23 protein-coding genes and 1 pseudogene are annotated in these 24,371 nt (G+C 65.0%); 18 read left to right on the top strand and 6 right to left on the bottom strand.

Annotated features, from left to right (window positions below):
- Positions 1-3: 3 nt before the first annotated feature.
- The 9 genes and pseudogenes from ACVWY3_RS26070 (at position 4) to ACVWY3_RS26030 (ending at position 10,954) form a co-directional block, all read left to right on the top strand.
- Positions 4-825 carry an NAD-dependent protein deacetylase gene (locus tag ACVWY3_RS26070; RefSeq protein WP_456841018.1) on the top strand — a complete coding sequence of 274 codons (822 nt, stop codon included), beginning with the start codon at positions 4-6 and terminating at the stop codon, positions 823-825.
- Between the two features lie 141 nt (positions 826-966).
- Positions 967-3,052: pseudogene (locus tag ACVWY3_RS26065) on the top strand (hydantoinase/oxoprolinase family protein).
- Positions 3,053-3,054: 2 nt separating this feature from the next.
- Positions 3,055-4,713, top strand: coding sequence for a hydantoinase B/oxoprolinase family protein (locus ACVWY3_RS26060; RefSeq protein WP_456841017.1), 1,659 nt, complete (start codon positions 3,055-3,057; stop codon positions 4,711-4,713).
- Positions 4,714-4,746: 33 nt separating this feature from the next.
- Complete coding sequence (locus ACVWY3_RS26055) at positions 4,747-5,745, top strand: TRAP transporter substrate-binding protein (RefSeq protein ID WP_456841016.1); 999 nt, start codon at positions 4,747-4,749, stop codon at positions 5,743-5,745.
- Between the two features lie 10 nt (positions 5,746-5,755).
- Positions 5,756-6,349: a TRAP transporter small permease subunit gene (locus ACVWY3_RS26050; protein WP_456841015.1), complete on the top strand. Its 594-nt coding sequence runs from the start codon at positions 5,756-5,758 to the stop codon at positions 6,347-6,349.
- Between the two features lie 31 nt (positions 6,350-6,380).
- The gene (locus ACVWY3_RS26045; RefSeq protein WP_456841014.1) at positions 6,381-7,685 is read left to right on the top strand and encodes a TRAP transporter large permease; all 1,305 of its coding nucleotides are present in this window, start codon (positions 6,381-6,383) and stop codon (positions 7,683-7,685) included.
- A gap of 316 nt (positions 7,686-8,001) precedes the next feature.
- On the top strand, positions 8,002-9,720 hold the full coding sequence (locus ACVWY3_RS26040; protein ID WP_456841013.1) for an outer membrane protein assembly factor BamB family protein: 1,719 nt from the start codon (positions 8,002-8,004) through the stop codon (positions 9,718-9,720).
- Positions 9,721-9,807: 87 nt separating this feature from the next.
- Positions 9,808-10,149 carry a c-type cytochrome gene (locus ACVWY3_RS26035; protein ID WP_456841012.1) on the top strand — a complete coding sequence of 114 codons (342 nt, stop codon included), beginning with the start codon at positions 9,808-9,810 and terminating at the stop codon, positions 10,147-10,149.
- A gap of 37 nt (positions 10,150-10,186) precedes the next feature.
- A complete protein-coding gene (locus ACVWY3_RS26030) occupies positions 10,187-10,954 on the top strand; it encodes a substrate-binding periplasmic protein (protein WP_456841011.1) in 768 nt (255 codons plus the stop codon).
- Positions 10,955-11,174: 220 nt separating this feature from the next.
- Here ACVWY3_RS26030 and ACVWY3_RS26025 read toward each other — a convergent pair whose 3' ends face one another.
- Positions 11,175-11,819, bottom strand: a complete 645-nt coding sequence (locus ACVWY3_RS26025; protein WP_456841010.1) for a glutathione binding-like protein — start codon at positions 11,817-11,819, stop codon at positions 11,175-11,177.
- 106 nt (positions 11,820-11,925) lie between these two features.
- On the opposite strand from ACVWY3_RS26025, the gene ACVWY3_RS26020 reads away from it, so the two are divergent.
- Complete coding sequence (locus tag ACVWY3_RS26020) at positions 11,926-12,576, top strand: TetR/AcrR family transcriptional regulator (protein ID WP_456841009.1); 651 nt, start codon at positions 11,926-11,928, stop codon at positions 12,574-12,576.
- 192 nt (positions 12,577-12,768) lie between these two features.
- Here the strand turns inward: ACVWY3_RS26020 and ACVWY3_RS26015 are convergent, their stop codons facing one another.
- Together ACVWY3_RS26015 and ACVWY3_RS26010 are read right to left on the bottom strand one after the other, a co-directional pair.
- Positions 12,769-14,736, bottom strand: coding sequence for a cache domain-containing protein (locus tag ACVWY3_RS26015; protein WP_456841008.1), 1,968 nt, complete (start codon positions 14,734-14,736; stop codon positions 12,769-12,771).
- 117 nt (positions 14,737-14,853) lie between these two features.
- Positions 14,854-15,819 (bottom strand): 2-hydroxyacid dehydrogenase, encoded by a 966-nt coding sequence (locus ACVWY3_RS26010; protein ID WP_456841007.1) that lies wholly within the window; start codon positions 15,817-15,819, stop codon positions 14,854-14,856.
- Between the two features lie 144 nt (positions 15,820-15,963).
- Between ACVWY3_RS26010 and ACVWY3_RS26005 the strand changes: the two genes are divergently transcribed.
- The 4 genes from ACVWY3_RS26005 (at position 15,964) to ACVWY3_RS25990 (ending at position 18,793) form a co-directional block, all read left to right on the top strand.
- Positions 15,964-16,332 (top strand): YciI family protein, encoded by a 369-nt coding sequence (locus ACVWY3_RS26005; RefSeq protein WP_271582407.1) that lies wholly within the window; start codon positions 15,964-15,966, stop codon positions 16,330-16,332.
- Complete coding sequence (locus tag ACVWY3_RS26000) at positions 16,329-17,630, top strand: RNA polymerase sigma factor (RefSeq protein ID WP_456841006.1); 1,302 nt, start codon at positions 16,329-16,331, stop codon at positions 17,628-17,630. Before ACVWY3_RS26005 ends, ACVWY3_RS26000 begins: the two co-directional genes overlap by 4 nt.
- 174 nt (positions 17,631-17,804) lie before the next feature.
- Positions 17,805-18,341: an SRPBCC family protein gene (locus ACVWY3_RS25995; RefSeq protein WP_456841005.1), complete on the top strand. Its 537-nt coding sequence runs from the start codon at positions 17,805-17,807 to the stop codon at positions 18,339-18,341.
- A gap of 38 nt (positions 18,342-18,379) precedes the next feature.
- Positions 18,380-18,793: a VOC family protein gene (locus tag ACVWY3_RS25990; RefSeq protein WP_456841004.1), complete on the top strand. Its 414-nt coding sequence runs from the start codon at positions 18,380-18,382 to the stop codon at positions 18,791-18,793.
- A gap of 328 nt (positions 18,794-19,121) precedes the next feature.
- Here ACVWY3_RS25990 and ACVWY3_RS25985 read toward each other — a convergent pair whose 3' ends face one another.
- Positions 19,122-19,559, bottom strand: a complete 438-nt coding sequence (locus ACVWY3_RS25985) for a hypothetical protein (protein WP_456841003.1) — start codon at positions 19,557-19,559, stop codon at positions 19,122-19,124.
- A gap of 130 nt (positions 19,560-19,689) precedes the next feature.
- A complete protein-coding gene (locus tag ACVWY3_RS25980; RefSeq protein WP_456841002.1) occupies positions 19,690-20,478 on the bottom strand; it encodes an SDR family NAD(P)-dependent oxidoreductase in 789 nt (262 codons plus the stop codon).
- 406 nt (positions 20,479-20,884) lie between these two features.
- Here ACVWY3_RS25980 and ACVWY3_RS25975 point away from each other — a divergent pair, with 406 nt between their 5' ends.
- The 4 genes from ACVWY3_RS25975 to ACVWY3_RS25960 all read left to right on the top strand — a co-directional run bounded on the left by ACVWY3_RS25975 (position 20,885) and on the right by ACVWY3_RS25960 (position 23,270).
- Positions 20,885-21,289, top strand: coding sequence for a YciI family protein (locus tag ACVWY3_RS25975; RefSeq protein WP_456841001.1), 405 nt, complete (start codon positions 20,885-20,887; stop codon positions 21,287-21,289).
- A gap of 61 nt (positions 21,290-21,350) precedes the next feature.
- Entirely contained in the window at positions 21,351-21,716 is a 366-nt protein-coding gene (locus tag ACVWY3_RS25970; protein ID WP_456841000.1) for a hypothetical protein, read from the top strand.
- A gap of 200 nt (positions 21,717-21,916) precedes the next feature.
- Entirely contained in the window at positions 21,917-22,657 is a 741-nt protein-coding gene (locus tag ACVWY3_RS25965; protein WP_456840999.1) for a TetR/AcrR family transcriptional regulator, read from the top strand.
- 121 nt (positions 22,658-22,778) lie between these two features.
- Complete coding sequence (locus ACVWY3_RS25960; protein ID WP_456840998.1) at positions 22,779-23,270, top strand: DUF2852 domain-containing protein; 492 nt, start codon at positions 22,779-22,781, stop codon at positions 23,268-23,270.
- Positions 23,271-23,780: 510 nt separating this feature from the next.
- On the opposite strand, the gene ACVWY3_RS25955 is transcribed toward ACVWY3_RS25960, so the two are convergent.
- Complete coding sequence (locus ACVWY3_RS25955; protein ID WP_456840997.1) at positions 23,781-24,299, bottom strand: DUF2231 domain-containing protein; 519 nt, start codon at positions 24,297-24,299, stop codon at positions 23,781-23,783.
- Positions 24,300-24,371 lie beyond the last annotated feature (72 nt).

The raw sequence follows: 24,371 nt of genomic DNA, 5'->3' as shown, positions 1-24,371 counted from the left end.
GCCATGACAAGCCATCCGCTGGCAAATTCCCCGCTCCAGGATTTCGTCGGCCGGCACGAACGTCTGTTCGTGCTGACCGGCGCCGGCTGCAGCACCAATTCCGGCATTCCCGACTACCGCGACAGCCATGGCAATTGGAAGCGGACCCAGCCGGTGAATTTCCAGGCCTTCATGTCGGAACAGCACACGCGCCAGCGTTATTGGGCGCGCAGCCTGATCGGCTGGCGGCGCTTCGGCCAGGCGAAGCCGAACGATGCGCATCGCGCGCTGGCCCGGCTCGAGGCGGGCGGCCGCTGCGGCATGCTGCTGACCCAGAATGTCGACCGGCTGCATCAAGCCGCCGGCCACCGGCAGGTGATCGATCTGCACGGCCGGCTCGATCTCGTCCGCTGCATGGGCTGCGGGGGGAAGACACAGCGCAGCGAATTTCAGGACAGGCTCGGCCGCGCCAATGCCGAATGGCTGACGCTCGATGCCGCGGACGCGCCCGACGGCGACGCCGATCTGGAGCAGGCCGACTTCTCGTCCTTCAACGTGCCTCCTTGCGAAGCCTGCGGCGGCATCCTCAAGCCCGATGTCGTGTTCTTCGGCGAGAACGTCCCGCGCGATGTCGTCGCCACCGCGCACGATCATCTGGCGCAGGCCGACGCGATGCTGATCGTCGGCTCCTCGCTGATGGTCTATTCCGGCTTCCGCTTCGTGCAGGCGGCCGCGCAGCGCAACATTCCGATCGCCGCCGTCAATCTCGGCCGCACCCGCGCCGACGATCTCCTGACGCTGAAGGTCGAGGAGCGCTGCGAAGCGGCGCTTGCATTCCTGCTCTGAAGGGCCGCGAGACGAACACGTCTTGCCTATTGCATAGGTGCCAAGCAGAATGGCCGGGCGCGGCGCTTTCGGCATGCTCGATGGCATGGAAATTGCTGCATTTTCGCCCTGGGTTTTGACGATCTGCCGGAGAATAGTGGAATGCTTGAGGGAGCCGAGGTGCGGCTTGCCGTTGATATCGGTGGCACGTTCACCGACATCGTGCTGGACGTGGGGCAGGATCGCAAGACGCGCAAGGTGCTGACGACGCCGCAGCGGCCGGAGCAGGCGGTGCTGGACGGCATGCGTCTCATTCTCACCGATGCGCGTGCCCATATCAGCGACATTGACGTCTTCATTCACGGCACGACGCTCGCGACCAACGCGATCATCGAGCGCCGCGGCGCCAGGACGGCGCTGATCGCGACCGAGGGCTTTCGCGACGTGCTCGATATCGGCACCGAGAGCCGCTACGACCAGTACGATCTCTCGATCGACAAGCCGAAACCGCTGGCGCCGCGTTCCCTGCGCTTCACCGTACCTGAGCGCATCGACGCCCATGGCGCCGTCCGCCTCCCGCTCGACGAGGCCGCAGTGCGCGCGCTCGTCCCGAAATTGCGCGAGCTGAAGGTTGAGAGCGTCGCGATCGCGTTCCTGCACTCCTATGCCAATCCCGAGCATGAGCGCCGCGCGGCTGCGATCATCAGCGAGGAAATGCCCGGCATCTCCGTGACCGTGTCCTCCGCCGTGTGTCCGGAGATCCGCGAATACGAGCGCACGTCGACCGCGGTTGCGAATGCCTATGTGCAGCCGCTGATCGACGGCTATCTTGCCCGGATGGCCGATGCCTTGCAGGTCGAGCAGTTCCGCGGCGCCATCTATCTCGTCACATCAGGTGGAGGCGTCACCTCGATCGAGACGGCGCGGCGCTTTCCGGTACGTCTCGTCGAATCCGGTCCGGCCGGCGGTGCCATCTTCGCGGCGCAGATCGCAGCACGGCTAGGCGAGAGCAAGGTGCTGTCGTTCGACATGGGCGGCACCACCGCAAAGATCTGCCTGATCGAAAAATATCAGCCTGAAACCTCGCGCGTGTTCGAGGTCGATCGCGCCGCGCGCTTCCTCAAAGGCTCGGGCCTGCCGGTGCGCATCCCCGTGATCGAGATGGTCGAGATCGGCGCCGGTGGCGGCTCGATTGCCCATGTCGACGCGATGAAGCGCGTCACCGTTGGCCCCGAGAGTGCCTCGTCCGAGCCGGGACCCGCCTGCTACGGCCGCGGCGGCCAGCGCCCGGCCGTGACGGACGCGGACGTTGCCCTCGGCATGATCGATCCCGATGCCTTTGCGGCCGGCACGATCAAGCTCGACGCGGAGCTTTCGAAGCAGGCACTGCTGCGCGACGTGGGCGCGCCGCTCGGCCTCTCCGCGGAGACCGCGGCCTACGCCGTGCACGAGGTCGTTTGCGAGAACATGGCGAGCGCGGCGCGCGTGCACGCGGTCGAGCGCGGCGAGATCGTCGGCCAGCACACGCTGATCGCCTTTGGCGGTGCCGCGCCGCTGCATGCGGCGCGCGTCGCCGAGAAGATCGGCGTCTCCCGCGTGATCGTGCCGTCGAACGCCGGCGTCGGCTCGGCTGTCGGATTTCTTGCAGCTCCGATCGCCTATGAGCTGGTGCGCAGCCGGCACGTCCGGCTCGACGATTTCGACACCGAGGCGGTCTCCGACCTCTTGCAGGAGATGGTGACCGAGGCGCGCGCGCTGGTCGAGCCCGGCGCAGCCGGCGCGCCGGTACGGGAGCGCCGCGCCGCCTTCATGCGCTATGTCGGCCAAGGTCACGAGATCAGCGTCGAGCTGCCGAACCGGCGGCTGACGGCGGCCGATCTCGCCGGCCTGCGCCAGAAATTCGAGGCGGATTATTCCGGGATGTTCGAACGTCCGATCCCAGGCGCCGCAATCGAGGTGTTGAGCTGGTCGGTGCTCGCAACCACTGAGGCGCGCAATCCGCCGCCCGTTGCAGCCGTCGCGCGCAAGCCCGCGGCCAAAGCCTCCGGCAGCCCGAAAATTCTTCGACGGCCGCGCCGGCGAGGTGATCGAGATCCCGCTCTATCGCCGCGAGGACATGGCGCCGGGTGCAACGATCGCGGGCCCCGCGGTCATCGCGGAGGACGAGACTTCCACCTTCGTCTCCACCAGTTTCGACGCCCATATCGACGGTGCCGGCAGCATCGTCATGGAACGGAAGGCAGCCTGATCATGAGCAAGGCAAACGGCGCGAGCCTGATCGACCTTCAGATCATGTGGCACCGGCTGATCGCGGTGGTCGAGGAGCAGGCTCAGGTCCTGCTCCGCACCGCCTTCAGCCCGATCGTGCGCGAATGCGGCGACCTCTCGGCCGGCGTGTTCGACCTCAGGGGACGCATGCTCGCGCAGGCGGTGACCGGCACGCCCGGTCACGTCAACTCGATGGCGGAATCGGTCAAACACTTCATCGCGCATTTCCCGCTGGAGACGATGAAGGAGGGCGACGCCTACATCACCAATGATCCCTGGATGGGCACCGGACATCTCAACGATTTCGTCGTCACCACGCCCTGCTTCAAGGATGGCAAGATCGTCGCGCTGTTCTCCTGCACCAGCCATCTCATGGATATCGGCGGCATCGGCTTCGGGCCCGACGCCACCGACGTGTTCATGGAGGGGCTTTACATCCCCATGCTGAAGCTGATCGACCAGGGCGTCGTCAACGAGACGCTGATGGCGATGATCCGCACCAACACGCGGCTTCCGATCGATACCGAGGGCGACACCTATTCGCTCGCCGGCTGCAACGATGTGGGCTGCGAGCGCCTGGTCGAGATGATGACCGAGTTCGGCATCGACACGCTCGACGAGCTCGGCGACTACATCTGCGACCGCTCGCGCGAGGCCGTGCTGGCCGAGATCGCAAAGCTGCCGAAGGGCAGCTGGCGCAACACCATGGTCGTTGACGGCTATGATGCGCCGGTCACGCTCGCTGCGACGTTGACGATCTCGGATGAAGGCATCCACGTCGATTTCGACGGCACCTCGGCCGCGTCGAAATTCGGCATCAACGTGCCCTTGTCCTATACCACGGCCTACACCGTGTTCGGCCTCGGCTGCGTCGTCGCATCGCAGATCCCGAATAATGCCGGCTCGCTCTCGCCGCTGACGGTGTCGGCGCCCTCAGGCGCGATCCTCAACGCGCCGAAGCCGGCGCCGGTCGCCTCGCGCCACATCATCGGCCAGATGCTGCCCGACGTCGTGTTCGGCTGCCTGCGCCAGATCATCCCCGAGCGCGTGCCGGCGGAAGGCACCTCGTGCCTGTGGAATCTCAACGTGCGCGGCCAGACCCGCTCCGGCGTCGGCGGCAATTACGGATTCTCGATGGCGGTGACCTCGAACGGCGGCACCGGCGCGCGCTTCAGCAAGGATGGACTGTCGGCGACGGCCTATCCCAGCGGCGTGCGCGGCACGCCGGTCGAGATCGCGGAAACGCAGACGCCGCTGATCTTCTGGCGCAAGGAGCTGCGCCCGGATTCCGGCGGGGCAGGACGCACCCGCGGCGGCCTCGGTCAGATCATCGAGGTCGGCAGCGGCGTCGATGCGCCGTTCGACATCCTGGCGGCGTTCGATCGCATCGATCATCCGCCGCGCGGCCGCGATGGCGGCAAGAACGGCGAGGCCGGCTATGTCGGTCTCAAGTCCGGCAAGAAGCTGCGCGGCAAAGGTTTCCAGCAGGTTCCGCCGGACGACCGGCTGGTGGTGATGACGCCCGGCGGGGCCGGCATCGGTGCGCCGACGATGCGCGATCGCGCGGCGGTCAAGGACGATATCGAAAGCGGTCTCGTCTCCGCCGACAACGCAGCTGAGGTGTATGGGTACGTGCGCTGATGCATCGGCGCGCTTGATAAACGGAGGGGCTCGATGATCACGCGACGGAACTTCACCGCGGGCGCAGCCACGCTACTCGCCGCCGGGCACATCTCGACCCGCGCGCGGGCTGCGACCGTCAGTTGGGACATGTCGACGGTCTGGCCGGACGGCAATTTCCACACCCAGAACGCGATGGCGTTTGCGGAAGAGGTGAGGAAGCAGAGCAATGGCTCCGTCGCCATTACCGTGAAGGCCGGCGGTCAGCTCGGCTTCAAGGGCCCCGAGCACCTGCGCGCCGTGCGTGATGGTCTCGTGCCGCTCGCCGACGTCCTCAACATCCAGCAGGTCGGCGACGAGCCGTTCATGGGAGTCGAGAGCATCCCGTTCCTCTGCGGCTCGATGGACGAGCTCAAGGTGCTGCACAAATATGTGCGGCCCGAATACGAGAAGGTCGCCGCACGCAACAACCAGAAGATCCTCTACGTCGTGCCGTGGCCGACGCAGTATCTGCATCTTAAGACCAAGGTCGCCGACGTCGAGGGATTGAAGAACATCAAAATCCGCGTCCCCGACAAGAATGCGGTCGACATGCTGGCCGTGGTCGGCATGGCGCCCGTGATGATTCCCTGGGGCGAGACCATCCCTGCGTTGGCGTCGGGTGCGGTCTCCGGCGTCTCCACCTCGGCGGTGTCCGGCGTCGACGGCAAGTTCTGGGAGTTCCTGAAATACATCTATCCGACCAATCACGTTTGGTCGTCGCAGATGCTCACCGTCAATCTCGATTCCTGGAAGGCGCTCAGCGCCGACCAGCAGAAGCTCGTCGCCGATATCGCAGCGAAGATGGAGCCGGGCTTCTGGGCGAATTCGCTGAAGGCCGATGTCGACAGCCTCAACCGCCTCAAGGAGGGCGGCATGGAGGTAGTGCCGGTCTCGGACGCCATGATGACGGAGATCCGGGCCAAGACCGCGCCGCAGCTCGATGCCTTCCTCAAGCGCGTGCCGGCGGCCGACAAGCCGGTACGGGCCTATCTCGCAGAAATGAAGCGCTGAGGTCGAGCTCATGACCGGCGTTTCGCCCGCGGATCCGCAAAGTCTCAACGCGGCGGCGCCGGCGCCGCTGCGCATCCTGCTCGACGCCATCGACCGGCTTGGCCGGCTCGACGGCTGGATCGGCGGCGGCTGTCTCCTCACGCTGACGCTGCTGATGTTGTGCGAGGTCGCAACACGCTTCCTCTCGAATTTCCTGTCGTTGTTCCCGCCGACCATCTCGATCGCCTGGGAATACTCCTCTTACCTGATGGCGGCTTCGTTCACTTTCGGTGCCGCCATGACGCTGCGCGTCGGCGGCCACATCCGCGTCGTGCTGCTTCTGAAGAACGTCCCGCCCCCGCTGCAGCGGGCGATCGAGATCCTCTCGGCAGCGGCCGGTTTTGCCTTCATGGCATTCCTGACCTCGTCCATGGCGAAGTTCGCGTGGAGCGCCTTCGTGCGCGGCCAGGTCTCGACCTCGAGCGACACGCCGCTGTGGTTTCCGCAAGCGGTCGTCACCTTCGGCATGCTGCTGCTGACGCTTCAGTTCCTGGCGCGCGCGATCCAGGCGGTGCTCGGCCTGCCGCTGGAGGATCACCGCATGAAGGCCTCGCCTGTCGAATGACCGCGTTGCTCGCTATCGGATTTTGGATCCCATGACCATCGAAGTCGTCGCCCTGTTCGGGATTTTGTTTGCGCTGCTGGCGGGTGGCGTCTGGATCGGTCTCACGCTTGCGCTCACCGCGACGCTGCTGCTCGCGATGTTTCGCTCGATCCCGCTCGACAAGCTGCTGCCGCAATATGCCTGGAACATCCTGACCACGCAGGAGCTGCTGGCGCTGCCGCTGTTCATCCTGATGGGCGAATTGCTGTTCCGCACCCGCCTGTCGCGCTCGCTGTTCCAGGGACTTGCGCCCTGGGCCGGCCTTCTGCCCGGCCGGCTGCTGCATGTGAATGTGATCGGCTGCACCATCTTCGCCGCGATCTCGGGCTCCTCGGCCGCAACCACGCAGGTGATCGGCCGCATGTCGCTCAACGAGCTGCTGCGCCGCGGCTATTCCCGCGACATCGCGATCGGCTCGCTCGCCGGCGCCGGCACGCTTGGCTTCCTGATCCCGCCGTCCAACATCATGATCATCTATGGCGTGCTCGGCGACGTCTCGATCCTCAAGCTCTTCACCGCCGGCGTGCTGCCCGGCCTGCTGCTCGCCGCAACCTTCATGGGCTGGGTGATGCTGCACACCTCGCTCAAGCCTTCGATGGTGCCGGAGATGGAAGCAAAGCTCTCGCAGGTGCCGTGGGGCGAACGCTTCGCCGCGCTCAAGGATCTCGCGCCGGCGCTGTTCCTGATCGCCTGCGTGCTGGGCTCGATGTATGGCGGGCTCGCCACTCCCTCGGAGGCCGCCGCCGTCGGCGTTCTCGGCGCAGGCCTGGTCGCCTGGGCGCAAGGCTCGATGTCGCAGCAGGTGATGCGTGACGTCTTGATTGGTTCGGTCGTGACCTGCTCGATGATCGCGCTGATCGTGTTAGGGGCCTCGATCCTCGGCAACGCCGCGGCCTTCCTCGGCATCCCGCAGGCGGTGGCCGCCTTCGTCAAGGGCCTCGGCCTGTCGCCCTTCATGCTGATCGTGGTGCTGATCGTCTTCTATCTGATCCTCGGCTGCTTCCTCGACGGGTTCTCGATGATCGTGATGACGCTGCCGATCGTGCTGCCGATCGTGAAGGGCGCCGGCTTCGACGAGATCTGGTTCGGCATCTTCCTCGTGCTCGCCGTCGAGATGGCGCAGATTACCCCGCCGGTCGGCTTCAACCTGTTCGTGATCCAAGGCCTGACCGAAGATGGCCTCGGCTACATCGCACGCGTCACATTGCCGTATCTGGTGATCATGGTGGGGTTCGTGCTCTTGCTGACGCTGTGGCCCGGCATCGTCACGATCCTGCCGCGGCTGCTGTACGGATAGCCGTTTGGCTTCCACAGGGGATCGAACGGTCAGCGCTACTGCCGTTTCAATTCCCCTTCTGCTTCTGCGCCAATTCGCCCCCGCGCGCATTCCGTCTTTGCATGCCCCGCAATCCGTCGTACGCTGTGCATGCAGACGTGCGACAGCAATCACGCCAGTGAACGCAGCTCCTTCGGCGATATGTGCCGAGGGAGAGGGAGATCTATTGGCAGGTCATCTCCGATGGAGAACAATCGACGCGTACTGAACTGCAAACATTCCTCGCAGCGGCGTTCACGAGACCCAAGCAATAAACACAAAGCGGGAGGAAGTGCATATGAGGAAGCAGTGGCTTAGCTCGGGCTTACCTGTTCTTGTCGGCGCGACACTTGCGGCGTCGGCAGCGTTGGCGCAATCCGTGGATACGGCCCGGATCGAGGCCGCCGGTCAGAACGATTGGCTCACCTATCACGGTTCGTACAAATCGCATCACTATAGCCCGCTCGCGCAGATCAATGCGAGCAACATCGGCAATCTAGGCGTAGCCTGGATGCACATCCCCGGGCGATCGACGCGCGGCCTGCAGTCAATGCCGCTCGTGGCCGATGGCGTGCTCTACTATTCGGGCTCCTACAGCCGTGTCTTTGCGCTGAACGGCGCGACGGGCGAGGTGATCTGGTCGTTCTTTCCGGAGCTGGATGAGGCGCTCATCAGCCGACAGACCCATTCGCCTTACAACCGCGGCGTGGCCCTTGGTGAAGGCAAGGTCTTCGTCGGGACGATGGATGGCCGTCTCTTCGGCCTCGATGCGAAATCGGGAAAGGTTCTCTGGGAAACCAGGCTGATCGACTCCCAGAAGCTCACGGTCGGCTTCACCGGCGCGCCGCTTTACGCGAAGGGCAGCGTGATCATCGGCTCGCAAGGAGGGGAATGGCCGGGGCGCGGCCCGATCTTCGCCGTTGATGCCGCCACCGGCAAGAAGAAGTGGGAGTTCCTGACGGTCGCGGGCACCGACGAAGCCATGAAGACCTGGGGTAACGATTCCTGGCGCACCGGCGGTGGCGGCGGCTGGATGCCGGGCACCTATGACTCCGAGACCAACACCCTCCTGTGGGGCACGGCGAACCCGGCGCCGCTCTACGACTGGTCGGGCGCCGACTACAAGACGCAAGGTGCACGGCCCGGCGACAATCTCTATACGAGTTCGGTCATCGCTCTCGACATCGATACCGGAAAGCTGAAATCCTACCATCAGGAACTGCCGCACGACGCTTGGGACTTTGACAGCGCCGTCGGCGAGTTCGTGATGCTCGAGCGCGACGGCCAGAAATACGTGGTTCACCCGAACAAGGGCGGCTTCGTCTTCGTCTACGACCGCAATCTCGGCGTGAAGAACGTCTGGCGGCTGGTCGAGAACATCAACTTCGTCAAGGATATCGATCCGAAGACGGGCGCGTTGATCGGCCGTCGCGATTTCTCGGTCGGGAAGGTCACCGAACCGCCACTGTGTCCGTTCATCGGCGGCGGCATCAGCTGGAACGCCGGGTCGTACAGCCCGAAGACCGGTCTCTACTACAAGATCGGCCAGGAATGGTGCATGACGCTCGATATCCAGAAGACGACGCCCGTCACCACGCCGCAGGTTCAGCTCAACATCGGCGCCGATTTCAAGATGGCGCCGCCTCCTGGCGGTGAGATCTATGGACACCTCGACGCGCGCGACCCCATAACCGGGGCAAAGAAATGGGAGGTTCGCTACCCCGAGCCGCCGCTCGGGAGCGTGCTGTCGACTGCCGGCAACCTCGTGTTCGTGCCTGATTCCCGCGGCGTCCTGCACGCCTATGATGCCGAAACCGGGGGCGAGTTGTGGAACCACAACAACGGCACCGGCCACCAGGGCGGCATTGTCAGCTATTCTGTCGGCGGCAAGCAATACATTGCGGTGACAGCCGGCTTTGGCGGCATGTTGTCAGACGAGTATGCACCAAACTTCGGTGGCCCCTACAAGAGCATGCCGCGTGACGACGGCGCGCTCATCGTCTTCAGCCTGAAATAGTCCTCGAACGATCTGCCGAGGAACGGGTGCGAGCCCGCTCCTCGGTCGATCGCAGCGACCGTCGCGTGATTCAGGGATGGAGCGGACGTGTTGAAAGCGCATTTGAAGTCGTACCCGGCGGTGCTGGGTGCTTCGTTGTTGTGCGTCGTGGTGGCTCAAGCACAATCTCCTTCGCCCGCGCCGGACAGTGGGTCGTTGGACGTCGAGCAGTTGTTTGCGGGGACTTGCGGGTTTTGCCACTCCGACGGCGGCCGGGCCGCCGGCCGGGGACCGCAACTGATGAATTCGCCGCGAGACGACGAGTTTCTGCACAACCGCATCAAGACCGGCAAGCAAGGTGCGATGCCGGCTTTCGGCGAGAGCTTCAATGACGCGCAGATCGACCAGATCGTCAAATATATCCGCGCCTTGAAGCCGCGCACGGGTTGACCCGCCAAGACCTGATCGATCCAGATGAGGACGCGGAATGAAGGCAATTGTGCTGGCTATCGTCGCTGCCGCCATCGTCCTATCGGAAGTTGCGCAGGCGCGGACCCTGGACGCGATCCGCGCGGGTGGCGAGATCGGGCTGTGCGCGCATCCCAACTCGCTTCCTTTTGCGAGCAAGGCCGGTGATCCGCCCGGCTTCCAGGTCGAGTTGGGACGGGCGCTGGCGCGCGAGCTCGGTGTCTCACTGCGGCTCGACTGGATCATCACGCAGTACCAGATGCGCAGCGCCGGCTGTGACATTCTTCTGGACGTCATCGCCGACCGCGAAGCCCAAGGCGAAACCCGCTTGCGGATCTCGAAACCGTACTACCGCACGGGCGTCGCACTCGCTGTGCCGTCATCCAGCACGCTCACCTCGTTCGGGAGCCTCAGCGAGGCGACCAAGGTGGGCGTGCAGGTTGGATCGATCGCAGCCATGATCATCGGTCAACGGCGGGTGCCGACGTCGACCTTCGGCTTCGAAAGCGACAGCCTGGATGCCGTGTCGAACCATGAGATCGATGCGGCTGCGGTTACGCCCACCGCGGCGAGCTATTTCAATCTGACCCATCCGGACAAGGCGCTTCGGATCCTGGATCGCGACGAGAGCGTGGCCGACCTCAACTGGAACGTCGCGGTCGGCATGATCCGTCCGGATGATGCGTTACGCGAGTCGATCGACAGAGCGCTGGAGCGGTTGCGAAGCGACGGCACGATCGATCGGATCTACGGCCGCTATGGGATCGTCCTGCAGGCACCGAGATAGCGCGCTGCACGACGCAACGGCTTTGCTTGAATCGATTGCCGCGGCTCGTCGACCTCTTCCGCCTTGCGGGAGAGGTCGGCGCGAGGCGCCGGGTGAGGGCTTTCTCCTGTTGGGGATTGTCCCATTGGAAAAGCACTCTCCCCCAACTCTCTCCCGCAAGCAGGCGGGAGAGGGAGCGCGCCTTCATGTTTGCAGCAATCGAGCCTCATTTCATCGTGTTTTAGGCCGCCGCCTTCTTCCGCGCCTGCTCGGCCTTGTACAGCTCGAACTCCTCCGCGATCGCCTTGGCGATCGAGGGACGCTGGCGCAGCCGCTCGTAATAGGCCTTCACGTTCGGCCATTTCGCAAGCTCGATCGGCGGCGTCGCCATGGTCCAGTTGATGACCGTGACGAGATAGGCGTCGGCCACGCTGAAATGGTCGAGCAGGAACTCGCGCCCGTCCAGGTACCTGTCGAGATAGTCGAGCCGCGACAGGTTCTTCTCCAGCACATAGGCTTTCGCTTCCTGCGGCGCCTTGCGGTCGAGCACGGGAATGAACAGGCCCTTGTGCAGCTCGGTGCCGATGAAGCAGAGCCATTGATGCAGCCGGGTGCGCTCGATGCCCTGTGCCGCACCGAGGCCGGATTGCGGAAAGCGGTCGGCGACGTATTGCAGGATCGCGGCGTTCTCGGTCAGCACCACGCCTTCGTCGGTGCGGAGCGTCGGCACGAGGCCGATCGGGTTCACGGTGCGGAAGTCGGTGCCGTCGTTCAGCACTTTCTTGGTCGGCGGATCGACTTCGAGATAGTTCGCGTCGGCGCCGGCTTCATACAGCGCGACGCGGGTCGCCATCGAGCAGGCGAGCGGCGAGAAATAAAGATCCATCCTGGGGCTCCTTGGGCAAAATCCTCTTGGGTGTCGTTCAACCTGGCCAGATTGATTTTTGTACCATCTTGCATAATATATCGGCGGTCAAGGATTATTTTGCGAAATGGTACAAAAATCGAAGCCGCCAACTGCTGCCAATCAGCCTAAGCGCCGCGGACGGCCGCGCGCCTATGAGCCGGATGTCGCGCTCGGCAAGGCGCTCGACCTGTTTCGCAAGCAGGGGTTTGCCGCGACCTCGCTCGACGATCTCAGCGAAGCCACCGGCATGAATCGGCCGAGCCTTTATGGCGCGTTCGGCGATAAGCGCGAGCTCTACATCAAGAGCTACCAGCGCTATCGCGACGAAGCCGGCGAGGCGATGATCGAGATCTTCCGCCAGGAGATGCCGCTACGCCAGCGGCTGGAGCGCATCTACGCTTCCGCGCTGGACATCTATCTGTCCGGCGACACCGGCCCGCGCGGCTGCTTCACGGTGGTGACGGCGGCGTCCGAGGCCGTGAGCGATCCTGAGATCCGCGCCATGGTGCTCGACGGTCTCACCGGCCTCGACAAGGCTTTTGCGAGCTGCTTCCGCCGCGCCAAGGAGAAGGGCGAGTTGCCGCAGAGCGCCGATCCGCTCGCGCTGGCGCAGATCGCCTCCGCCACCGTCCACACCATCGCGATCCGCTCGCGCGCCCGGGTCCCGCGCAAGGAGCTCGAGGCCATCGTGAAAGGCGCGATCGATGTGATGGTGGGAGCTGGCACCAAAGCCTGAGCCGTCGTCCCAGGGCGCGCATAGCGCGAGCCCGGGACCCCAGCGCGAGCGCTTGCACTCGTCGCAGTAGCCACAGGAAGACGTTTGGCGAAGGCTCGGAGCTACCAGCTTCGCACCACACTTCTCTCTGGGGTTATGGGTTCCCGCGTTTGCGGGAACGACAGCGGGCGTGTGGACCGCTACCGCGCCTGACTACGCCGCGCGAATCTGCGCGAGGAAACGATCCACCTCGTCCCGCAGCCGCTGCGACTGTTTGGACAGCTCGATCGCCGAGCCCAGCACTTCCTCAGCGGCCGTGCCGGTCGCCGCGATGCCGTCCGTGACGCCCGCAATGTTCTGCGAGACTTCGCCGGTGCGGGCGGCGGCCTGCTGGACGTTCTGCGCGATCTCCTGCGTCGCCGTGCCCTGCTGGCCGACGGCGGCGGCGATCGCCGCCGAGATCTCATCGACCTGCTGGATCGTTGCGCAGATCGACTGGATGCCGTCCACCGCACCTGATGTTTCGCCCTGCACGGCCTTGACCTGCGCGCCGATTTCTTCCGTCGCTTTCGCGGTTTGGGTTGCCAGTGCTTTCACTTCGGAAGCGACCACGGCAAAGCCGCGGCCGGCTTCGCCTGCGCGCGCCGCCTCGATCGTCGCGTTCAGCGCCAGCAGATTGGTCTGGCCCGCGATGCCGTTGATGAAGGAGACGACGTCGCCGATCTTCTGCGCGGCATCGGCAAGGCTCTGCACCCGTGCGTTCGACGCCCGGCCGTCGCTGGCGGCCTTGCCCACCACTTCGGTCGCGTGCGCGAGACGACGGCTGATCTCGGTCATCGACGAGGACAGCTCTTCCGCGGCGGCCGCGACGGTCTGCACGTTCTCCGAGGCCAGCGCCGAGGCCGACGACACGTTGCGGGTCTGCTGCCGCAACTGCTCGACGATGGCTGACATGGAGCGTGCGGTCTGCTCCATCTCGACCGCGGCCGAGGACACGGTGGTGACGACGTCGCGAATCGACGCTTCGAAATTGTCGGCGAGCGCGGCGAAGGCACGCCGCTTCTCGGCTTCCGACTGCGCCTTGGCCTCGTGCTGATCGGCCTGGAGCCTGCTGAAATTGACGGCATTGTCGCGGAACACTGCGACCGCCTTCACCATGGCACCGACCTCGTCATTCGTCTTGCTTGCGGGCACCTCGACATCGAGCCGTCCGTCCGCGAGCTCGCGCATCACGCCTGTGATGGAGAGGATCGGGCGCGAGATGCTGCGGGCGATGAGATAGCCGACGACCGCCGCCAGCACGAGCCCGAGCGCGGCAATGCCGAGCGACAGCCACCAGGCACGGTCCGCAGACGCGACATAGTCGGCATTGTCCATCACCAGCTCGACCGCGCCGAGCGCCTTGCCGGAAAAGTCCCTGATCGGTCCGAGCAACGCGGCGACCGGCGTAGCGTCCAGTTTCCCCTGCCGCACCGTAAAATCGCCGCCGGCGGCGCGGGCGTAATCTGCCCCATCGAAGAAGCTCTTGCCCATGAGCGTGCCGCCGAACAGCTTGAAGCCGGCACCGTCGGCGAGATGGAAGGCGACATCGACATGGCGATTCGTCTTGAAGTCGTCGAGGAAGGACTGGCCGAAGGTCAGGCCGAACTCGACCGAACCGAGATGCTGGCCGGCTTGCGCGATCGGCACCACGCCGCGGATGCCGAGCCCGGCGACGCCGCCCTCAAGGCCGACCACGACCTTGCGCTCCTGGTTGGCGAGGACGACGGTCTTGCGGAAGCCGGAGAGGTCGTCGCCGAATTTGGCGGGCTGGTGCACGCGCAGGAACGAGGTCGCCGGCGCCACATGGAACTGGAACTGCTCGACGCCGTAGTCCGATTTGGTTGCGGCAAACACCGGTCCGAACAGGCCGACGAGGGCATTGCGGTCCTGCTTGGCCATCGCATCCTGCGTCGCCGGCATCGCGGCCACCACCGTGCTCATGGCGGCGGCGCGGCGGGATTCTTCAGCGATGCGCGACAGCAGCGCATCATAATGGCTGCGCAGCTCGCGCTGGTCGGCGCGGTCGATGATTCCTGAGATGATCCACATCGCGCCCAGCACGGCAAACAGCGCGGTCGCCGCCGCCGTCACCGCCAGCGCAACCGTGATCCGCATCCTGAGACCGAGGCTCACCCGCATGTCCGACTCGTTGTTTGAGCGTTGGTTAACAACGCCTATCAACTTCTCGCTAAGAGAGGGTGAACGGGGGGGACGACACCGATTGTGACGCGCCAGCGTTCGCGAAATCCCGGGGCCCTAATACCCTCTCCCCCGATCCACCACGTTTTCCAGCACCCCTCCCGCCTCGAACCGCGCGATCTGTTCGGCGACATAGGCCGAGATGGCCTCTGCATCCGTATCGGCTGCGTTGTGCGGGGTCAGCACCACCTTCGGATGGGTCCAGAACCGGCTGCCTTTCGGCTGCGGCTCCTGCACGAAGACGTCGAGCGAGGCAGCGCCGAGCGTGCCGTCGTCGAGGCAGGCCAGGATGTCGGCTTCGTTCTGAAGGCCGCCACGGCCGGCATTGATCAGCACGGGCGCGCCGAGCGGGCTGGTGCGGTTCAGCTTGGCGAAAACGTCGCGATTGAGGATGCCGCGCGTGTCGGGCGTCAGCGGCAGCAGCGACACCAGGATGTGGGTTTTGCGCAGGAACACATCCATGCCCGCGGTGCCGTGAAAACAGTCGACGCCTGCGATCGTGCGCGGGCTGCGGCTCCAGCCGGCGACGCGGAAGCCGAGCCGGCGCAGCACGTCGGCCGCGTCAGCGCCGAGCGTTCCGAGGCCCATCACGCCGACCGTGACGGCGCTCGCCGGCCACTGATATTGCGGCTCCCAGCGTTTGGCGCGCTGCGACTCGCGCAGGTACAGCTCCTGGCGGTGGTGCATCAGTACGTGCAGCACGACATATTCGGTCATGCGGTTGGTGAGGTCAGGAAGGGCGACGCGCACCAGCGGCACGTCGGGCAGGCTCTTGTCCGCCATCAGTGCATCGACGCCGGCGCCGAGATTGAAGATCGCCCGCAGATTGGGGAAGGAGCCGAGGTCGCCCGGCACCGGCTTCCACACCGCCGCATAGTGCACCTCGGCCGGATCGAGGCAGGCATCCGGCAGCAGCACCACGCGGCGGCCGCCGCAGACCGCATCGAACCGCGCCTTCCAGCGCTCCGGCAGCCAGTTCTGCTGGGTGCTGTTGATCAGGACGGCCAGTGTGCCCATGGTCATTCGTAGTGCCTCATCAGGTTCCGCGTTCGAAAGCCCTCCTTGACACGATCTGCCGGATTTTTCTCGCAATTTTTTTCCGCAGCGCTGTCGGAGCGAGGCATAGTGGACCGTCTTCAAAACAAGCGGTCAGGGAAGGTGCTGCCCATGCTTTATGCGATCCTTTGCTATCACGACGAGGACTTCGTCGGCTCCTGGAGCAAGGAGCAGGACGAGGCCGTGATGAAGAAGCTCGCCGTGGTGCAGGAGAAGCTGACGAGCCAAGGCCGGCTCGGCCCGGTGGCGCGGCTGCTGCCGACCACAGCGGCGGCGACCTTGCGCAAGGAGGACCCGCCGCTGGTGCTCGACGGCCCCTATGCCGAGACCAAGGAGCAGCTGCTCGGCTTCTACATCGTCGACTGCAAGAATCTCGATGACGCACTCGACGTCGCGCGCGATCTTGGCGCTGCCAATCCCGGCGGCGCCTATGAGGTGCGTCCCGTCGGCGTGTTCCGGCCCGGAGGAATTTCGGCGTGAGCGATACTGACACCGCCTGGATCGAGACCGCGCTGACCTCGGCGCGACCCCAGGCGGTCGGCGCGCTGTTGCGCTATTTCCGCGATCTCGATACGGCCGAGGAGGCCTTCCAGAACGCCTGCCTGCGCGCGCTGAAAACCTGGCCGCAGAACGGGCCGCCGCGCGATCCCGCGGCCTGGCTGATCATGGTCGGCCGCAACGTCGCGATCGACGAGGTGCGCCGCGCCCGCAAGCAGCAGCCGCTGCCGGAGGACGACCAGGCCATCTCCGATCTCGACGATGCCGAAGGCGCCCTCGCCGAGCGGCTCGACGGCTCGCATTACCGCGACGACATCTTGCGGCTGATGTTCATCTGCTGCCATCCGCAACTGCCGGCGACGCAGCAGATCGCGCTCGCCTTGCGCATCGTCTCCGGCCTGTCGGTGAAGCAGATCGCGCGCGCCTTCCTGGTGTCGGAAGCGGCGATGGAGCAGCGTATCACCCGCGCCAAGGCCAAGGTCGCCGAGGCCGGGACGCCGTTCGAGGCGCCCGGCGCGGTCGAGCGCTCCGAGCGGCTCGCCGGCGTCGCAGCGATGATCTATCTGATCTTCAACGAGGGCTATTCGGCGAGCGGCGATACCGCCGAGATCAGGAAGCCGCTGTGCGAGGAGGCGATCCGGCTGGCGCGGCTGCTGCTGCGGCTGTTCCAGAGTGAGCCGGAGATCATGGGGCTCACGGCGCTGATCCTGCTGCAGCATGCCCGCAGCGCCGCGCGTTTCGCCGCCGATGGTTCGCTGATCCTGCTCGAAGACCAGGACCGTTCGCTGTGGAACGGCACCATGATCGCCGAAGGCCTTGCGCTGATCGACAAGGCGATGCGCCATCGCCGCACCGGGCCCTACCAGATTCAGGCCGCGATCGCCGCGCTGCATGCGCGCGCGGCAACGCCTGAGGAGACCGACTGGACTCAGATCGACCTGCTCTATGGCGCGCTGGAGGTGATGCAGCCTTCACCCGTGGTGACGCTCAACCGCGCCGTCGCGGTGTCCAAGGTGCGCGGGCCGCAAGCCGCGCTCGATCTGATCGAGCCGCTGGCGCCGAAACTTGCCAACTACTTCCATTTTTACGGCGTGCGCGGCGCCTTCCTGATGCAGCTCGGCCGCAACGACGAAGCCCGCATCGCCTTCGACCGCGCCATCGCCCTCGCCAACACCTCGGCCGAAGCCGCCCATATCCGCATGCATCTCGATCGCCTGATCCGGGATAGCCAGCCGAAAGGCGGCGAGGGAGCCACGAAGCAGGCTGCGAAGGTGAAGTGACGCCGCAGGCGTCATTCCGGGGCGCCCGAAGGGTGAACCCGGAATCTCGAGATTCCGGGTTCGATGCTGCGCATCGCCCCGGAATGACGAGCGAGGGAACGCGAAAAATCTCCTCTCGAATTGTCGGTCCCCGCCGTTCCCCTTCGTCTTAATCCCATATCAAGGGAGCCATTCATGCTGAAAGCTGTTGCCATCGCCGCTGTCGTGCTCGCGGTCGGAATTGCCGCCATCCTCGTCGTCGCGCTGACAAAGCCCGATACGTTCCGTGTCGAGCGCTCGATCGCCGTGAAGGCGCCGGCCGCTGCGATCTATCCGCTGGTTTCCGATTTCCACTTCTGGACCAACTGGTCGCCCTACGAGAACCGCGATCCCGCCATGAAGCGCAGCTACGGCGGAACCGCTGCAGGCAAGGGCGCCACCTATGCCTGGGATGGCAACAACAATGTCGGCGCCGGCCACATGGAGATCCTCGACGCGAACACGCCCTCGAAGCTCCGTATCAAGCTCGATTTCGAGCGCCCGTTCGAAGGTCACAACACTGCGGAGTTCACCTTTGTGCCGCAAGGCGATGCCACACTGGTCACGTGGGCGATGTACGGTCCGGCCCCGTTCATGTCGAAGCTCATGCAGGTCTTCATCAACATGGACCACATGATCGGCAAGGATTTTGAGACTGGCCTCTCCAGTCTGAAGAAGCTCACCGAGAAGTAACGCGCGTACTGCCCAGAGAAGCGAAAAGGAGAGAAACGATGCTCAATCCCTATCTGTTCTATCAGGACACCTGCGAAGCTGCGTTCAACTACTATGCCAAGGTTCTCGGCGGCAAGATCGACGCGATGATGCGCGCCTCCGAGGCGCCGCCGGACATGCCCGCCGCGCCTGGCCGCGAGAAGACGATCATGCATGCGCGGATGTCGCTGCCCGACGGCAGCGTGCTAATGGCCTCGGACGCGCCGCCCGAGCATGCTCAAAAACCCCAGGGCTTTTCGATCTCGCTCACGGTTGCGGACCCCGCGGAGGGCGAGCGCAAGTTCAACGCGCTTGCCGATGGCGGCACCGTTACCATGCCCTTCAGCAAGACCTTCTGGGCCAAGGGCTTTGGCATGTGCGTCGACAAGTTCGGCATTCCCTGGATGGTGAACTGCCCCGCCGAAGGCATGTAGGTCCGCTCGGCTGCTTGATGCGGTCAGCGGAAATTGCGGTCCGCGTCGTCACATCGCGCGGACCGCAGCGCACAACAACTGGCGCAAGATTAAGCTGTCATCTCCGCGACAAAATCGCTAATTCTGGTTCACAAGACCGACAAACCGGGATGAACGGACTTGGAAGGGGAGCGACCGATGGCAGCGGCGCTACAGATCAATTTCGCTCTTTGGGGGATGCTCATCTGTGCAAGCTTGAAGCTGGCACCGTTGATCCAGACTCTTTTTTAGAAGACCCGCCTATGTCTGCCGCGCTCCGCGCGGGCAGGAGCAGCTGGCCGCGAAAACTTCATCGGCAGCGCGGATAGATCGCGGCGAGATCGCGCCCTTTCAGCAAGAGCAGCCGCGAGGTGAGGCCGCCGCGGCGGCTGATCCAGTCGCGCACCGGGCCGGGATAGGCGGCGAGCACCGCGTCGGATGCTTCCGGCTCGGCATAGAAGCGCCCGCGCCGATCGACCGACCGCGCTGCATGGAAGCCGAGCACGGCCCGCTTCGTCACACAGATGCGCTCGCCCGGCACGATGCTCAGCACCAGCGTGCAGGCCGACAGGCACGGCCCGTCGATCACCACGCGCTCGCCGCTCTCGCGCACCTTCTCGAACAGATCGAGGAATGGACCGACCTGTCCGCCCGGCGACTGGATGATGCGGATTTCGGCCGCGGCGGGCACGGCGGCGAGCACCGCAGATGCGAGCATCAGGACTTTGAGGAAGGTGACGCGTCGCATGATACTCTCCGCACAATCGACACCGCAGGTCTCGTAGCGTTGGCAAAGCCTAGCGTGCCCACCAATGGCGCCGCAAATTGGGAGAATTGGTCGGCGCGGCGCGCTGCGCCTTTGCCCACCCAACAAGGTGCTACCCGTTTCGCCGCTGCCCGCGCAGCGTCGGCAGGCCGATGCCGGCTGCATCGAAGCCGCCATCAACGGCCAAAATTTGGCCGGTGATGTAGCTCGCGCGTTCCGAGCACAGGAAGTAGATCGCCTCGGCGAGTTCCTCCTCCAGGCCGTAGCGGTTGAGCGGAATGGCGTCGTGATAATCGGCGCGGATCTCCCTGGTGTGCACCTGCTTGGCCATCGCGGTGTCGACCGGACCCGGCGCCACCGCATTGACGCGGATGTTGAGCGAGGCGAGCTCGACCGCAAGCTGCTTCGTCAGGTGTGCGAGGCCCGCTTTGCTGGTGCCGTAGGCCGAGCGCAGCGTCGAGGCGCGCACCGCCGAGATCGAGGTGATGTTGACGATGGCGCCGCCGCCCTGCTCGCGCATCAGGGGCACCGCCGCCTTGGTGCACAGGAAAGGGCCGGTGAGGTTGACCGCCATGATCCTGTTCCAGTCCGCATCGCTGGTCTCCAGCACCGGCGCGAACACGGCGACGCCGGCATTGTTGACGAGCGCATCGAGCCGGCCGAAGCGGCTCATGATTACGGCCATCGCAGCTCCGACGGCCGCTGTGTCGGATATATCGCAGCTGATCGCCAGCGTGTCGTCGGGCTTCTCCAGCGCCGCGGCCGCGCTCGCCTGCAACTCGCCCTCGATGTCGAGCAGCGCCACGCGCCAGCCCTCGGCCAGGAACTTTTTCGCCGTCGCAAGCCCGATGCCGCGCGCGGCTCCAGTGACCAGGGCGACTTTTTGCGGGGCAGGGGGCATGGCTGATCTATCCTTGAGTCAAAAGGGGCGTGCGTGCGGGCGGGCTTCTTTTACTGCGCTTTTGTCCGGGGGAGAAAGACGCTTGCCGATGAACGGACTGCTCGCGCGTTAGGACCGTCCCCTTGAGCCGGCCGCTTCTTCGGTGGCCTCGAAGGGCGACGGCCTGGCTGCATCGGGGCCGATTCATCCCTGGAGGCTCACGCGGCTTTGCCGCGTGAGGGCCTTCAGCGACACCCGCTTCGCGGTTGCGCGCGGATGACGGGAATGCGGAGCGCATAGACGGCACCTACGAAAGCCTGCCAGATAATTTTCGTCGCCGTGTCGGTTCCGCAAGGTCCCGCTCGTCTTGGAGGTGAGGGGACGGCTCTGCCGCCTTTCTCGCCGACAGTGAAAGCAAGGAACTCCCATGCGATTCATGATGCTGATGATCCCGCTTGGCTACGAGAGCGCGCCGCCGGACGTTCAACTCGATCCCGAGCGCGTCGCCGCGATGATGCGCTACAACGAGGCGCTGAAGGATGCCGGCGTGCTGATCACGCTCGACGGCCTGCACCCGCCCTCGATGGGCGCGCGCGTCTCGTTTGCGACCGGCGAGCCGGTCGTGACCGACGGTCCCTTCGCGGAAGCCAAGGAAGTCCTCGGCGGCTACTGGATGATCGAGGTGGATTCGCGCGCGGAAGCGATCGCCTGGGCCAAGAAGTGCCCGGCCTCGGCCAACGAGATCATCGAGATCCGGCAGGTGCAGGAGATGTCCGACTTTCCGCCCGACGTGCAGGCGGTCGCCGCCGGCTTCGACGACCTCAGGAAGTAGCGACCGTGCCCGCGAGACGATCACGGCTTGCCTCAATCCATCAACAAGGGAGAGAGAACCGATGAGCACCGAACACAAATTTCTCGCCGTCTATCTCGGCAGCATGAGCGGCGAAAAAATGAAAGCCTGGCACGCGATGCCCGAAGCGGATCGGAAGGCCAGGGAGCGCGAGGGCATGGCCGCCTGGCATGGCTGGGTCGAGAAGCACAAGGACGTCATCGTCGAGATGGGCGGCCCGCTCGGCAAGACCCGCCGGATCGACGCAAAGGGCATCACCGAGATCAGCAACGCGCTGACCGGCTTCACCGTGATCCGGGCCGCCTCGCAGGAGGAGGCCGCAAGATTGTTCGAGAACCATCCGCATTTTGCGATCTTCCCGGGTGAGGCCATCGAGGTCATGCCCGTGCTGGCGATTCCGCAGATGTAGCTTCGGGCGACTGTCAAGTTGGCCATCATTCCGGGGCGATGCGAAGCCTCGAACTATGGTGCGCAATTGCGCACCTGAGAATCTCGAGATTCCGGGTTCGGCTCTTCGAGCCGCCCCGGAATGACTGCGGAAAATACGGGTTCATCAAACCCGGCCTGCGCTAGTGACCTTCACGCGCGGCTCATGTAAAAGCCGTTCACATGAGCTGGCGCAAGGAGCAGCGCCGCGCCGAGCGCGGCTACCACCACGGCAATCTGAAGGAAGCCCTGTTGCAGGCCGCCCTCGGGCTGATCGCCGAGAAGGGCGCGGCCGGCTTCACCTTCGCCGATGCAGCGCGCATGGCCGGCGTCAGTGCGGCGGCGCCGTACCGGCATTTCCGCGACCGTGACGAGCTGTTGTCCTCGATTGCCCAGCGTGGCTTTGAACAGTTTGAATCGCGGCTGACCGCAGCCTGGGACGACGGGCGCCCCGACACCGTCACCGCGTTCGAGCGTGTCGGCCGGGCCTATCTCGCCTTCGCCCGCGAAGAGCCCGCCTTCTACAACGCGATGTTCGAATCCGGCCTGCCGGTCGATGCCAATCCGGCGCTACAGGCCGCTAGCGAGCGCGCTTTTAACGTCATTCGCGCCGCCGCTGAGCGTCTCGCTGCGCTCGCACCTCCCGGCACGCCGCGTCCGCCGGCGATGATGATGGCACTGCACATTTGGTCGATGGCGCACGGCGTCGCTTCGCTGTTCTCCCGCGGCGATGCCGCGCGGCGCAAGCTGCCGATGTCGCCGGACGAGCTGCTCGAGGCCGAGGTGCTGATCTATCTGCGCGGCCTCGGTTTCCCGACCGACCGCCGGCCGGCCGCGAAGAGCGCCGAGCCGCCGCCGGTGCCCTCGGAGGCTTCCTCCGGTTCTGGAGTCCCGCCCGGCGGACCCTGGGGCAAGCCGAAATAAAGTTGCGCAAATAATTCCGCGGGCCTGTTGGGCGGCCAGCTTGACAAAATCGCGGGATGGTCTAGCTATGTAAATGTTATTTACATTCACAACGGCGCTGATGCCGTGATGGAGATGGGAAATGGCCTACACCGCTGATGTCAATCGATGGCGCGGCCCTTCGGATCAATACCAACAGTACGAGCGTCCCCGCATGCTCGACACGCCCTGGCATCCCGGCTGGATCGCCGTGACCATCCTCGGCTTCATCATCTGGTGGCCGATCGGACTTGCCCTTCTCTTTTTCACACTCGGGAGCAGAAGAATGTCGTGCTGGAGCCACCAGGATCGCTGGCAGAACAAGATGGAGCGGATGCAGTACAAGATGGATCGCATGCGTGATCGCATGGAGCGCCGCGGCTTCGGCTTTGGCTTCGGCCCGCCGTCCTCGGGCAACCGCGCCTTTGACGAATACCGCGCCGAGACGCTGCAGCGGCTCGAGGAAGAGCAGCGCGAGTTCAAGGATTTCCTGACCCGTCTGCGTCACGCCAAGGACAAGGAAGAGTTCGACCAGTTCATGGCGCAGCACAAGGCGCGTCCGACCCCGCCGCCGACGGACCAGCAACAGGGCTGATCTGACGCCGACACCTGTCAAAGCCTTCAGGCGCATGCCCCCAAAGTCCTGATGGCCCCGAGCCGCCCGCCTGCGCAACCCGCAGGCGGGCGGTCGGGTTTGGTGACCTCTCCCCGCTCTCGTACGCCAAAGCTTCAGCGGAGGCGCGCAGTCCGCGATTTCGCGATTTATGGCCTTCCCGTGCTCGCCGCGGCGTGCGGCCGACTGTATGCGCTCGACTTGCGCAAGCAGGCCCGGTTTGCCTGCGCATCCGAGCGGCGCTACGTCCCGCCGGCATCACTGGCGCTCTGATCCGGACCGCCTATATGCGCCCTCGCAGGCGACAAGATCTTCTCGCGCTTTCCGGATGCGGCCGGCCGCGAGGACAGTCTGATCGACATCAAAGGCATCGTCGATGCCTTCGCCTTCCTCTACCGCCAGCCCGAACGCGCCTGGTCGTTCGAGCTCGATGTGCGGACCTCCAAGGAGAAGTGGTGAGGGCCCGTCACCGGCGATCCGTCGCGAGCTCACTCAGGCCGCGCGGCGATGGCTCTCGCCGCCATGGTGCGGCGTGACCGGCTCCGAGCTGGTCTGGCCTGGAGCATCCACCACCGCGACGTGATGGCGATACACCATCTCCCAGCCCTTCCATCCCGTGAACAGCAGGATGCCGACCACGATCAGGGACAGCACGACGCCCCACGGCTTGATCGCAGCCTCCGCACCTTGTGCATAGCGCAGATAGACATTGATCAGCGCCAGCACGACGGCCGCAAGATTGCCGACCATGTGATACCAGGCATCGTTGAGCCGGCGGATGCGGGGCTCGCTGAGGAAATCGGTGAAGCCGGCGGCGGCGGCAACCAGCGCCATGACGATGCCGGCGCCGATCAGCCACATCGCGGCCCTAGCCCAGAAGGTGTCGCCGGTGCCGATGAACGCCAGATCGGCGATGGGCGCGCCGACCAGGAACGCGACAGGAAACGGGATGATCATGGGGTGGACCGGATGATCGCCGATCGCGGCGGTCGTCTTGGGATTGATGCTCATGGCAATGACTCGCTGAAAGTGATTTTCGGGACAATTTTTTGGGGCGAGCGCTAGTTCCCTCAGGTCAACGCG

It is taken from the genome of Bradyrhizobium sp. USDA 4486 (genome assembly GCF_054057995.1).
The sequence above is the reverse complement of the archived record's forward strand: the minus strand, read 5'-3'. Positions and strand labels throughout refer to the sequence as shown.